General features: G+C 33.6%; 17 protein-coding genes. 2 read left to right on the top strand and 15 right to left on the bottom strand.

Annotated features, from left to right (window positions below):
• Positions 1-16 precede the first annotated feature (16 nt).
• The gene (locus tag PZ898_RS17550) at positions 17-340 is read left to right on the top strand and encodes a nuclear transport factor 2 family protein (RefSeq protein WP_120232602.1); all 324 of its coding nucleotides are present in this window, start codon (positions 17-19) and stop codon (positions 338-340) included.
• Between the two features lie 60 nt (positions 341-400).
• Here PZ898_RS17550 and PZ898_RS17545 read toward each other — a convergent pair whose 3' ends face one another.
• The 8 genes from PZ898_RS17545 to PZ898_RS17510 all read right to left on the bottom strand — a co-directional run bounded on the left by PZ898_RS17545 (position 401) and on the right by PZ898_RS17510 (position 8,030).
• The gene (locus PZ898_RS17545; RefSeq protein WP_047427632.1) at positions 401-1,687 is read right to left on the bottom strand and encodes a citrate synthase; all 1,287 of its coding nucleotides are present in this window, start codon (positions 1,685-1,687) and stop codon (positions 401-403) included.
• Between the two features lie 88 nt (positions 1,688-1,775).
• Positions 1,776-3,068, bottom strand: coding sequence for a phosphopyruvate hydratase (gene eno / locus PZ898_RS17540; RefSeq protein ID WP_034694712.1), 1,293 nt, complete (start codon positions 3,066-3,068; stop codon positions 1,776-1,778).
• A gap of 223 nt (positions 3,069-3,291) precedes the next feature.
• Positions 3,292-4,440 (bottom strand): hypothetical protein, encoded by a 1,149-nt coding sequence (locus tag PZ898_RS17535; RefSeq protein ID WP_277693855.1) that lies wholly within the window; start codon positions 4,438-4,440, stop codon positions 3,292-3,294.
• 4 nt (positions 4,441-4,444) lie between these two features.
• Entirely contained in the window at positions 4,445-4,759 is a 315-nt protein-coding gene (locus PZ898_RS17530; protein WP_062673631.1) for a hypothetical protein, read from the bottom strand.
• Between the two features lie 25 nt (positions 4,760-4,784).
• Positions 4,785-5,114: a hypothetical protein gene (locus PZ898_RS17525; protein WP_277693854.1), complete on the bottom strand. Its 330-nt coding sequence runs from the start codon at positions 5,112-5,114 to the stop codon at positions 4,785-4,787.
• A gap of 71 nt (positions 5,115-5,185) precedes the next feature.
• Positions 5,186-5,974 (bottom strand): histidine kinase, encoded by a 789-nt coding sequence (locus tag PZ898_RS17520; protein ID WP_216443388.1) that lies wholly within the window; start codon positions 5,972-5,974, stop codon positions 5,186-5,188.
• A 596-nt stretch (positions 5,975-6,570) separates the two neighbouring features.
• The gene (locus PZ898_RS17515; RefSeq protein ID WP_062673624.1) at positions 6,571-7,392 is read right to left on the bottom strand and encodes a hypothetical protein; all 822 of its coding nucleotides are present in this window, start codon (positions 7,390-7,392) and stop codon (positions 6,571-6,573) included.
• Between the two features lie 5 nt (positions 7,393-7,397).
• The gene (locus PZ898_RS17510; protein WP_062673622.1) at positions 7,398-8,030 is read right to left on the bottom strand and encodes a response regulator transcription factor; all 633 of its coding nucleotides are present in this window, start codon (positions 8,028-8,030) and stop codon (positions 7,398-7,400) included.
• A 569-nt stretch (positions 8,031-8,599) separates the two neighbouring features.
• Here PZ898_RS17510 and PZ898_RS17505 point away from each other — a divergent pair.
• A complete protein-coding gene (locus PZ898_RS17505) occupies positions 8,600-9,034 on the top strand; it encodes a hypothetical protein (protein ID WP_062673620.1) in 435 nt (144 codons plus the stop codon).
• 144 nt (positions 9,035-9,178) lie between these two features.
• Here PZ898_RS17505 and rplQ read toward each other — a convergent pair whose 3' ends face one another.
• The 7 genes from rplQ to infA all read right to left on the bottom strand — a co-directional run bounded on the left by rplQ (position 9,179) and on the right by infA (position 12,547).
• Positions 9,179-9,700, bottom strand: coding sequence for a 50S ribosomal protein L17 (gene rplQ, locus PZ898_RS17500; protein WP_062673619.1), 522 nt, complete (start codon positions 9,698-9,700; stop codon positions 9,179-9,181).
• A gap of 6 nt (positions 9,701-9,706) precedes the next feature.
• Positions 9,707-10,702 carry a DNA-directed RNA polymerase subunit alpha gene (locus PZ898_RS17495; protein ID WP_062673617.1) on the bottom strand — a complete coding sequence of 332 codons (996 nt, stop codon included), beginning with the start codon at positions 10,700-10,702 and terminating at the stop codon, positions 9,707-9,709.
• Positions 10,703-10,735: 33 nt separating this feature from the next.
• Positions 10,736-11,344 (bottom strand): 30S ribosomal protein S4, encoded by a 609-nt coding sequence (gene rpsD / locus PZ898_RS17490; protein WP_062673615.1) that lies wholly within the window; start codon positions 11,342-11,344, stop codon positions 10,736-10,738.
• Positions 11,345-11,363: 19 nt separating this feature from the next.
• Complete coding sequence (gene rpsK / locus PZ898_RS17485; protein WP_034694697.1) at positions 11,364-11,753, bottom strand: 30S ribosomal protein S11; 390 nt, start codon at positions 11,751-11,753, stop codon at positions 11,364-11,366.
• 12 nt (positions 11,754-11,765) lie between these two features.
• Positions 11,766-12,143, bottom strand: a complete 378-nt coding sequence (rpsM, locus tag PZ898_RS17480; RefSeq protein WP_034694696.1) for a 30S ribosomal protein S13 — start codon at positions 12,141-12,143, stop codon at positions 11,766-11,768.
• Between the two features lie 7 nt (positions 12,144-12,150).
• Positions 12,151-12,267 (bottom strand): 50S ribosomal protein L36, encoded by a 117-nt coding sequence (gene rpmJ / locus PZ898_RS17475; RefSeq protein ID WP_007839480.1) that lies wholly within the window; start codon positions 12,265-12,267, stop codon positions 12,151-12,153.
• Positions 12,268-12,331: 64 nt separating this feature from the next.
• Entirely contained in the window at positions 12,332-12,547 is a 216-nt protein-coding gene (gene infA, locus PZ898_RS17470; protein ID WP_027381317.1) for a translation initiation factor IF-1, read from the bottom strand.

The raw sequence follows: 12,547 nt of genomic DNA, 5'->3' as shown, positions 1-12,547 counted from the left end.
ATTTAAAAATAACAGTATGAACTTACCTAACATTTTACAGGAATTCTTGAAGGCACAGGAACTTTTTGACAGTATTTCTTTCTCTAACTGTTTTTCTGAACAGGCATCCGTATTTGATGAAGGAAAAATATACACGGGAAAAGAAGAAATAAGACAATGGAATGAAAAATCCAATAGTGAATACAAAACCTTGTTTGAGGTAAAAGATTTTTCGGTGAATGATAATACAACTGTTTTAAGAATTAACATTTCAGGTTCTTTTGATGGAAGTCCGGTAATGCTGAATTTTCATTTCCGAACGAAGAATGATCTTATTACGGCTTTAGCTATTACTGAATAAGTTGTAAAAATAAAGAATCCCAAAGCAAGCTTTGGGATTCTTTTATATTGTAAGCAAATATTATCTGCTTGCGATGTCGATGTAGTTTCTTTCCTGAGCACCTTGGTAAACTTGTCTTGGTCTTCCAATCGGGTCTCCTTTCAGTCTCATTTCTTTCCACTGAGAAATCCATCCTGGAAGTCTTCCTAACGCAAACATTACAGTAAACATTTCTGTAGGAATTCCTAATGCTCTGTAGATGATACCTGAGTAGAAGTCTACGTTTGGATATAGTTTTCTTTCTACGAAGTACTCGTCTTCAAGGGCAACTCTTTCTAACTGCATTGCAATGTCAAGAGCTTTATCCTGAATACCTAATGCAGTAAGGATATCGTCAGCAGCTTTCTTGATGATTTTCGCTCTTGGGTCGAAGTTTTTGTAAACTCTGTGTCCGAATCCCATTAGACGGAAATTATCAGCCTTATCTTTAGCTTTAGCAACATATTTAGATACATCACCACCATCTTTTTCGATTAGTTCAAGCATTTCGATTACCGCCTGGTTAGCACCACCGTGAAGTGGGCCCCAAAGTGCAGATACCCCAGCAGAGATAGAAGCAAAAAGACCTGTGTGAGCAGAACCCACCATTCTTACTGTAGAAGTAGAACAGTTTTGTTCGTGGTCTGCGTGAAGGATTAATAATTTATCTAAAGCATTTACTACTACCGGATCGATTTCGAAATCAGCGTTTGGTAATCTGAATGCCATTTTGTAGAAGTTCTCTACGTAGTTCAGGTTGTTATCTCCGTGGTTTAATGGTAAACCTTGAGTTTTTCTGTAAGTCCAGGCACAAAGATGAGAGAATTTAGCGATCATCAGCTCAGCTGCGTGATCCATTTCTTCTTTAGAGTTTACGTTCACTGCTTTCGGGTTGAAAGCTGTCAATGCAGAAGTTAAAGAAGATAAAACTCCCATAGGGTGAGCAGAACGAGGAAAAACATCAATGATTTTTTTCATTTCGTCTGCGATGAAGTTATATTTTTTAATATTGTTGTCGAATGAAGTAAACTGATCCTGAGTAGGTAATTCTCCATGTAATAAAAGATACATTACTTCAGTGAAGTTAGATTTCTCAGCAATCTGCTCGATTGGATAACCTCTGTAGAATAATTCTCCTTTATCTCCGTCTAAGTAAGTGATGTCGCTAATAGTAGCTCCTGTATTTTTGTAACCTAAATCCAGAGTGATTAAACCTGTCTGGTCTCTTAATTTTGAAATATCAATCCCTCTGTCTCCGATAGTACTATCCACGATTGGATATTCATATGAATTACCGTCGTAATTCAATATTACTTTGTTGTCTGACATTATTTATTTATTTTTTTTAAATATACCACTTTCCATAAAATACGGCAAACTAAAAATTTCGCTTGCCGTTATTTATAAATTCGATTAATTATCTTTTGATTTTAAAAGCTTCCAACCCTGGGAAAATTGCAGTTTCACCTAAAGCTTCTTCAATTCTCAATAGCTGGTTGTATTTTGCCATTCTATCTGATCTTGACGCTGAACCTGTTTTGATCTGTCCACAGTTCATTGCTACCGCCAAATCAGCAATTGTAGAATCTTCAGTTTCTCCTGATCTGTGAGACATTACTGAAGTGAATTTATTATTCTGAGCCATTTGTACAGCAGCCATTGTTTCAGAAAGAGAACCGATCTGGTTTACCTTTACAAGGATAGAGTTGGCAATACCTTCTTTTACTCCTCTTGATAATCTGTCTACGTTTGTTACGAATAAATCGTCACCTACCAACTGGACTCTGTCACCAATTTTATCTGTAAGCATTTTCCATCCTTCCCAGTCATCTTCCTGCATACCATCTTCGATAGAGATAATCGGATATTTAGCAGCCAATTCTGCAAGGTAAGAAACCTGCTCTTCTCTTGATCTGTGAGCGCCTTTGTCTCCTTCGAATTTTCTGTAATCGTACGTTCCGTCTTTGTAGAATTCTGAAGCGGCACAGTCTAATGCCAACATGATGTCGTCACCAGGCTTGTATCCTGCTTTTTCGATCGCCTGAAGTAATGTATCCAAAGCATCTTCTGTTCCGTTGAAAGTAGGAGCAAAACCTCCTTCGTCTCCTACTGCTGTAGAAAGACCTCTTCCTTTAAGGATCGATTTTAGGTTGTGGAAAATTTCAGTTCCTTTTCTCAAAGCGTGAGAGAAAGAATCTGCTTTTACCGGCATAATCATAAATTCCTGGAATGCGATAGGAGCATCTGAGTGAGAACCACCGTTAATTACATTCATCATTGGAACCGGAAGTGTATTGGCATTCACTCCACCAACATATTTATAAAGAGGCATTCCCAATTCAGCAGCAGCAGCTCTGGCTACCGCTAGAGAAACACCAAGAATAGCATTAGCACCAAGATTTCCTTTGTTAGGCGTTCCGTCAAGATCAATCATAATCTGATCGATATAGTTTTGTTCAAAAACCGGTTGTCCAACTAAATTCTCTGCAATTACTTCTTTTACATTTTCAACAGCTTTCAGAACTCCTTTCCCCTGATATTCTGAACCACCGTCACGTAATTCTACCGCTTCGTGTTCTCCTGTAGACGCTCCTGAAGGTACAGCTGCACGGCCCATTGCCCCACTTTCTGTAAATACATCTACTTCAATGGTAGGATTTCCTCTGGAATCTAAAATCTGTCTTGCTTCTATGTAAGAAATTGCACTCATTTTTTATTTTTTTTAGTTTAGACAAATTTAATCAAAATTTAACTTTCAGGGGCATTTCACGGGATTTTTTTGAGATAAATCCGAGTTAAATTTTAGTTAATTTATATTATGATAATTCTACAAATTCTTTGTGAAGAATTGGAGGTTAAAATTTGAAAATAGCAATAAAAAAACTCACCTTACAATTTTTAAGATGAGTTTTGTATTTCTATTCTTTCTTAATTTATTCTTTTTTCATCGCATCAAAATTAAAACTGACATTTAAGAAACCAAAAAGATTATTGTTTTTAATATCATATTTTAAAATCAATGGCACCCAAAGGTTTTTTAAAATTCTTATCCTAAGATCTGCATTGGCTAAGAATTGGTCATTTTTTTCTTCATCCATCAATCCTGAAACAATCCTTTTATATTCAAAATTAGGTTTAAGCTCTACAATGGATTTATCTTTAGTTTCCCAAATTGAAATATTCAAACCAAGTTGTGATGAAAATTCTTTTCTTTTGATCACAGATGTTGTGATACTATCTTTTGCTTTAAACTGATTTCGGAAGTCTATTTCCAATTTACTTCCTTTCTTAGATTTCAATCCTTGCAGATAAACCAAATTGGCATCAAACTCATCTAAAAATTTTGCGTTTTTTTGAAAGTTACTATTAAAACCTATTTTCAATAATGGCTTTCTATTAATAGAATCCAGTTCTTTTGCATACACTTCACCGAAGTATTTCCTAGTATCCTGATAATCAGAAGGCAGATATTTTATAAAATCTTTTGGAAACTCATCAAGTGGAATAATATATTCATCGGCATTCTTACTTATCGCCTCTTGGATCTGCTTTATTTTTGTTAATTTATCCTGATCTTTATTTTTGTCTAAATCTGCATTATATCTTTCTCTTGATTTCGTAAGTATTTCAAAATACTTCTCATAAAGTTTTGCTGTTTCACCATTCACTAATGTATTTACACTTAGATCTCTTTTGTTGATCAAAGCCCAATCAAAACCATATGAAAATCCTTTGAATTTATAATCATTGTCTAATTTCAGCCCCATATTTATTTGAAAATTTCTTGAAAAATTTTCTTTAACATAGTTTTCATCAATTAGCAATGTACTGTCTACCTCACTTTTTATAGCAAAGATTGTTGTCTTGTATTCAAAAGATTTATTATCACCTGCAAGGTTTTTGGCTGCAAGCTGCATAAAATTGGTAAAAACATCATTCCAGTTACCTGTTTTGCTGTTATTTACAGTTTTAAGGGCAATATTACTCTTTTGCTTTAAATCAATATTATTCTGACCATGAAGTGTCAATATATTGAAGAATATCAATATTAAAGTAAATAATAAAAGGCTGTTTGTTTTCATGGTTTTAAGCTTTAAAATAATATTCAGCATAAATATGCTTGCCTTTTTGGATTGATGGATTTGCGTAAGATAAATCCTTATCCAATGTAATCTCCTTATCATCAAAAACAAGACTTATAATTGCTCTTCTTTTATCAGAATCAGCATTACTCCCACCTATGTACAATGTGTAATCACCATTAAGATCATTAAACACTTCTTCAAAACTATGTTTTTTTTGTACAGGTTTTGAAGCATGCTCTTTTTTAACTAATTTATAATATATCCCTAATTGAGAAGAACCTCCTTCAATAGTCACTTTCAAGGTTAAAGTTTTCATGATGTTGTTTATTTTAAGTTTTTTATTATTTCCTCGGTGTAGGCGATAAAAGTCCGGCTAAGGCACCTATTGCACCAGAAGAAATAGTTGCAAAAATAGTAACCAACTGATTATCTTTAGCAGCCCTACCATTCCAGTAAGCAATAAGGATAAGTCCTGCTATAATGGTTATGACTGCCAATCCAAGCATAAGTACAATGATTCTGTAGATCCAATAGTCTGTGTCTTTCGGGTTTTTTATTTCTACATTTTTAATAGCCTCTATCGGATTGGTTTTGAACTTCTCCTGAAGATCAGTGTTGTTTTTTAAAGCAGCTTCCAAATCTCCGATACTGTCGTTAATAAGAGTTTTCATGGCTTTTAATTTTATCTATCAAATTTCCCTCTAAAAAACGGACTAGTCAATTACACAAAAGGGTAATTTATTTATAATGCTATTTTAAACACCAGACAGGTTCCTGGGTTTTCGGGTATGATGGAACATTCACCGGACAACTCATTCATTCTTCGTTTCATATTTCTAAGGCCGTTACCTTCTTTCTGTCCATCCGAAATTCCGTTTCCGTTATCGGAAATTTTCATAGAGAAGTTATTGTCTTCCTGCGAGAATGAAAGTTTCACCGTATTTGCCTGACTGTGTTTATATACATTATTGACCGCTTCTTTTAAACAGAGAAAAAGATTGCGTCTCATTTCTGTGGAAATAGGTGTTTCTGCTATAATATCTTCACATTCTGAATACACCATTATTTTTGTTTTCTTCAAAAAGTTTCCGGTGTAAAGGATGGCATAATCGATAAAGCTTCCTAAGGTGTCATTTCCTGAATTCAGGCTCCACAGCATTTCTCTCATGGAGATATTCATTTCTTCAGAGGTTTTCAGAAGTTCATCGATATCACTTTGCAGATCATCATTCTCAGCCTTCTGTTTCAGAAATTCTGCCTGAAGTTTCAGAGCAGATATTCCTGCTCCCAAGTCATCATGCATATCGTGGGAAATGCGCTCTCGCTCCTGTTCCAGCACTTTTTGTTTTTCGAGTTCTTTCTGAAGGAGCTGGTTTTGGTGTTCGGATTCTTTGAGTTGTTGTTCTTTAAGGTAAAGGAGCTGTTTTCGGTTGTATGTAAGAACAACAAGGATAATAAATAATACAAACAGCATTACTACAATGATTGCAGTTATATATACTATCTTTATTTCTAATGGAAGATTCTTCATTGTCTACAAAATAAGCCTCGTAAGAATAATGAATACGTAATTATATTAACTATACTAAACACATTAGATATTTCTTTTAAAAACCCAGGATCTTTTTTATTAAAGAAATACATTGGAAACATTCTGAAAATATAAAATAGTGACCAGAATAATAGTGAACAGCTAATCCAAAAAAAACATAAATTCAAAATATCCTGTGTTTGATCTTTGCTTGATATTTTCTTATAAAACCAAAACAGAGAAATGAAAAATAAAAAAATACAATATAGGTACCCAGTAATAATCGAATAATTAGTTTTGGAAATGAAAATAAAAATACCTCCTAATAAAAAAAATAAAATTGTGGTTATTCTAATAACATAGTTATCATGTAACTCTTTATTGTAGATGTATCCAAAATAAATTATACAGAACAAATCCAGATAATTATACATTCTTGCAGTTATAAAACCCGCTTTCGTTGTAAATAATATTTCTGTTATGATTGTAATTCCGAAATAAAACCAAAATAACTGCTTCCACAATTTCTTTTCAATTATGGAAACAGTAAAATTTGTAATGATTACAATATAATATATTAGATCAAGAATAATCATTTAGCATCCAGGAGGACAAAGACCATTTCTATCATATGCACCTATGTCAGGTATTGGAATAAATTTGGAACCTTGATAATATCCCAATATCATTATGAATGTAAGCCTATACTCATAACTAGCCTGAATAATAGTTCCATCATCTAATTCCACATCAAAAATATCCCCGGAAATATGTATTGCCGGATGAAAAGAAATAACAATATTAGGATATTTAGGTTTTAGGTTTTCAAGTTTAGCAAAGAAAGCTCTTGACAATGCAAACCTAACAGTATTTACCGTATTTGGAATATATTGTTGAATATAGGGATCCAATATTCTTTTTAATGCTCCATTTTCATATGCATCCTTATATCGACCAAAATTATATGCAGATATTTCTTCTTTTATTATTTTATTACTAATAATATAATATTTCTGGAGAAGTAAATCCTCAAATAAAAAAATGAGTCCATTATCAAGTTCTCCTAAAAAAATTTTAACATTCCTAGCATTTTTTCCAAATAAATCTGCTGCTACTTCTCCAGAAACTTGTAATTTATTTCTATAAATATCTTTAATATTAGGGATGCTCTGGTAAGCATTTGTCATTTCTGTTGCTAATCCAGCATTAATCTCACCATCAGACTCAGTTTGTTCATAGATTATGTACTTGCTCCAATCTATGGATTCTCTTTCTATAAATTCTTCTGCAAGTAGTCTATCCATTTCCTGATTACAAAATGATTGTATTTCCTGTAATTTTTCAGTATTAATAATTCCATAGTCTACTAATTGATGAATCTTGCCCGTTAAATTTAATAAATCTTGATTTTCATTCATGTTTTCTAATTTTTAAAATTGTTAAATTTATTGACTGCCTCCACCTTATTGTTTACGTGGAGTTTTCTGTAGATATTTCCGACGTGTTTTTTCACGGTATCAATGCTGATGAATTTCTGATCTGCAATCTCTTTGTAGAGAAGTCCCTGGGAAAGAAGTTCAAGGATTTCCTTTTCCCGCTCTGTAAGTTCATCAAAGCCTTTTATTTCCGGAAGTTTTTTCTCGAAATGTTTCAATACCCTTCTTGCAATAGAAAAACTCATAGGTGCACCGCCATTGTATACATCGCGGATGGAAGAAAGAATTTTATCCATGCTTTCTCCTTTTACAAGATATCCCATGGCCCCTGCCTTTAAAGAATTAAAAATCTTTTCATCATCATCAAAACTGGTACACATGATAAACTGTGTATTGGGCATTTCTTTTCGTAATTTTTCTATGATTTCAATTCCCAGCATATCCTGTAATTGGATATCCATCATCACAACGTCAGGAGAAATATCGGGTAGATTTGTTATGGCATCATTACCATCAAAGAACTGAGCAATCACTTTCATATCTTTCTGATAATCGATGACCTTCTTCAACGCATTGTTGTAGTTTTTCTCGTCTTCTACTATGGCTATGGAAATGCTCATGACTTTATTTGTTTGAAGCAAATTTCAACAGAAAACAATTTGAAATCAATTACACCTTTGTGTAATATGAATGTTTGAGTTTGAAGTTGTAATTCAGTCTTTTAGTTTTTATTAAATTTAATCAATTTTTGATTCCAAAAACAATATACGGCTAAACATTTCACAATAAATTAAAAATAAAAACAAATAAGCAACAACAAATCATTTAAAATTAACAATTATTTCATAATCTGATTAAAAATCTACGGATCATTTCGGCGTACTGTAATATGGAATTTGATCCACTCAAAGATCTGAATCAGGTTCTTACCTTTCTAAAGCCATATTGCAGGAATGTAAAGTATCTGCTGATGACCTGCTACAATATTCCACTATATTCCGGAATTTTTTCATTTGACAAGAAGTGCTGCCTCTCTTTAATTTCAAAATTTTCTTTTTGCTAAGCCTAGTATTCAAAGAGAAAAACAATAGAAATATGCATGAATAATCGTTAAATTTTCTCATATTGTAAGGCATGATTTTTGTAAAATTAAATTATAAAATCATATTGAATATCAAATAATATAATCATGAAAAAAAGTCTTTTAGCACTAAGTGCTTTGCTTGCATTAACTGTAGTCAGCTGTAAAAAAAGTGAAAGCGGAAATAAAATCGTTATCAAAACAGACAGTTCAGAAACTGTTGTTACAGACCATAATGGAAAAATAGATTCGGTGACACAAAGTTCTTCGACTGTAGATATCAACGGAAAGAAAATTGAGAAAACCGATTTTGTTTATAAAGCTACAGACGGAACATTAGTAAAAGTTGTATTTAAAAATGATCCGAAGGAAAGTACAGTAGCCATTACCAGCAATAAGAAAACATTTACGTTACCTAAATCGGAAACCAAAGGGGATGAAACGATTTACAAAAAAGATGATATGACGGCAAGGGTAAAAGGAGATAGTCTTCACCTTGAACAAGGGAATAATATTATTGAACTGAAAAGAACAAAGATTTAAATAAAAAAAATGTCCTTCAAAATTGAGGGACATTTTTTGGGTACTTTACCAATGTTTTTCATCATACCCTGGATAATCCAAGTATATTATGGAAATAAAAAACCATCCGTTTTCGGATGGTTTTTATATATATCTGAATGAATATTATTCTTCAGTTTTTTCTTCAGTAGTATCAGCTTTAGCTTCTTCTACTTTTTCTTCTACTACAGGAGCATCAGCAACTACTGCTTCAGCTTTTTTAGTAGTAGCAGTTGATCTTCTGCTTCTTCTTGTAGCTTTTTTCTCTTCAGCATTAGGGTTGTAAAGCTCGTTGAAATCTACTAGTTCGATAAGAGCAGTATCAGCAGCATCACCTGGTCTGAATCCTGTCTTGATGATTCTTGTATAACCACCGTTTCTTTCAGCGATTTTAGGAGCTACAGTTCTGAATAATTCAGCAACCGCAAATTTATTTTGAAGGTAAGAGAATACTACTCTTCTGTTGTGTGTAGTATCTTCTTTTGCTTTTGTTAATAGAGGCTCAACATATACTCTTAAAGCTTTAGCTTTAGCTACAGTAGTGTTGATTCTTTTATGCTCAATTAGAGAACAAGCCATATTAGAAAGTAAAGCACTTCTGTGAGAAGCTGTTCTTCCTAAGTGATTGAATTTTTTACCGTGTCTCATTATTAATTATTTATCAGCGTCTAACTTATATTTTGCAACGTCGAAACCGAAGTTAAGACCTTTTGAATGCACTAATTCTTCTAGTTCTGTCAAAGATTTTTTACCAAAATTTCTGAATTTCATCAAATCAGACTTACTGTAAGAAACCAGTTCTCCAAGAGTTTCTACTTCAGCTGCTTTTAGACAGTTAAGGGCTCTTACAGAAAGATCCATATCTGCTAATTTAGACTTAAGAAGTTGTCTTGTGTGAAGAGTTTCTTCATCGTACTGGATAGATGCTTTTACAGCTTCAGTTTCAAGAGTGATTCTCTCATCGGAGAATAACATGAAGTGATAAATTAATATCTTAGAAGCTTCAGTTAAAGCATTCTGAGGGCTGATAGACCCATCAGTTTCTATATCTAATACAAGTTTTTCGTAGTCTGTTTTTTGCTCTACACGATAATTTTCAATGCTGTATTGTACTTTCTTGATCGGCGTGAAAATAGAGTCAATAGCAATAGTTCCAATAGGAGCATTGTTTGACTTATTTTGTTCAGAAGGAACATACCCTCTTCCTTTTTCAATATTGAAAGTAATTTCGAAAGTTACATCACTGTTTAGGTTGCAGATCACTAAATCTGGGTTCAGAACCTCAAATCCGTTGATAGACTTTCCTAAATCACCAGCAGTAATAACCGTTTGACCTGAAACTTTAGCAACAACCTGCTCGTTAGCCTGGCCTTCTGCTGCAGCTTTTAATCTTACCTGCTTAAGGTTAAGAATAATTTCGGTAACGTCTTCGATTACTCCTGGAATAGTTGAAAATTCGTGCTCTACACCTTCTATTTTGATAGATGAAATAGCGTATCCTTCCAGAGAAGAAAGCAACACTCTTCTCAAAGCATTACCGATTGTAAGCCCGAAACCTGGTTCTAAAGGTCTGAATTCAAATTGACCTTTAAATTCATCAGAGTTAAGTAAAATTACTTTATCGGGTTTTATGAATTGTAAAATTGCCATATTATTGGGTTGAGCAAAAATTTGATTAAAAAATTATTTAGAGTAAAGTTCGACGATAAGGTTCTCCTTAATGTCCTCCGGAATCTGGATTCTTTCAGGAGCAGAAATGAAGGTACCTTCTTTCTTCTCATCGTTGAATTGTAACCACTCATAGTTTGACTTAGAAGCCAATGCATTGGTAACAACTTCAAGAGACTTAGACTTTTCTCTTACAGCGATTACATCACCAGCTTTTACCAAGTAAGAAGGGATATTAAGAATCTCTCCGTTCACAGTGATGTGTCTGTGAGAAACTAATTGTCTAGCTCCAGATCTTGTTTTAGCGAAACCTAATCTGAATACTACGTTATCCAATCTTGATTCACAAAGTTGTAATAGAACTTCCCCTGTTACCCCTTTACTTCTGTGTGCTTTGTCAAATAAGTTAGCAAACTGTCTTTCTAAAATACCGTAAGTATATTTAGCTTTTTGTTTTTCAGCTAACTGAACTGCATATTCTGATTTCTTAGCACCTCTTCTTTTGTTAGGACCGTGTTGTCCTGGCGGTTGGTTTTTTCTCTTTTCGAAGTTTTTATCATCTCCGTAGATTGCAGCACCAAACTTTCTAGCAATCTTAGTTTTAGGTCCAATATATCTTGCCATAATGGGTAAATTCTAAAAATTAAACTCTTCTTCTTTTTGGTGGTCTACATCCGTTGTGTGGCATTGGAGTCACATCAACGATTTCGCTAACTTCAATTCCTGAATTGTGAATAGATCTGATAGCAGATTCTCTACCTGCACCTGGACCTTTCACAAACACCTTTACTCTTCTTAAACCAGCTTCGTGAGCTACAGCAGAGCAATTTTCAGCTGCCATCTGAGCAGCAAATGGAGTATTCTTTTTAGAACCTCTGAAACCCATTTTACCGGCAGAAGCCCAAGAGATAACCTCTCCGTTTTTATTTGTTAAAGAAATGATGATGTTATTGAAAGAAGCCTGAATATGTGCTTCTCCAATAGCTTCAACTTTTACTTTTCTCTTCTTAACTACTTTAGTTTGTTTTGCCATAATTCCTAACGATTATTTACTAGCTTTTTTCTTGTTAGCAACAGTTTTTCTCTTTCCTTTTCTGGTTCTAGAGTTGTTTTTCGTTCTCTGGCCTCTTAAAGGTAATCCAAGTCTGTGACGTATTCCTCGTTGGCATCCTATGTCCATCAATCTTTTGATGTTCAATTGCACTTCAGATCTTAATTCTCCTTCAACTTTTACGTTTTCTAAGATATAAGTTCTGATGGCAGCCAATTCATCGTCATTCCATTCGTTGACTTTTTTGTCTTCGCTGATACCGGCAGCTTTAAGGATTTCAGAAGAAGTACTTCTTCCAACACCATAAATGTAAGTTAAACCGATAACTCCTCTTTTGTTTTTTGGTAAATCAATACCTGCAATTCTCGCCATAATTTAATTAACCTTGTCTTTGTTTAAATTTTGGGTTCTTCTTGTTGATTACGAACAGTACACCTTTTCTGCGTACGATTTTGCAATCAGCGCTTCTTTTTTTAATTGATGCTCTTACTTTCATTTTGATAGTATTTATTTTTTAACAAGAGCCAAATGGAGATCTAAAGATTCCATTTGGCGTTTGTTTAATATCTAAATGTGATTCTCCCTTTTGATAAATCATAAGGAGACATTTCTAGTTTTACCTTATCACCAGGTAAAAGTTTAATATAATGCATTCTCATTTTACCAGAAATATGAGCGATAAGAATATGCCCATTTTCTAGTTCTACACGGAACTGAGCGTTCGAAAGTGCTTCCGTTATAACGCCGTCTTGTTCAATATGTTTTTGTTTTGCCAT

It is taken from the genome of Chryseobacterium sp. WX (genome assembly GCF_029542485.1).
GTDB classification, from domain to species: domain Bacteria; phylum Bacteroidota; class Bacteroidia; order Flavobacteriales; family Weeksellaceae; genus Chryseobacterium; species Chryseobacterium cucumeris.
The sequence above is the reverse complement of the archived record's forward strand: the minus strand, read 5'-3'. Positions and strand labels throughout refer to the sequence as shown.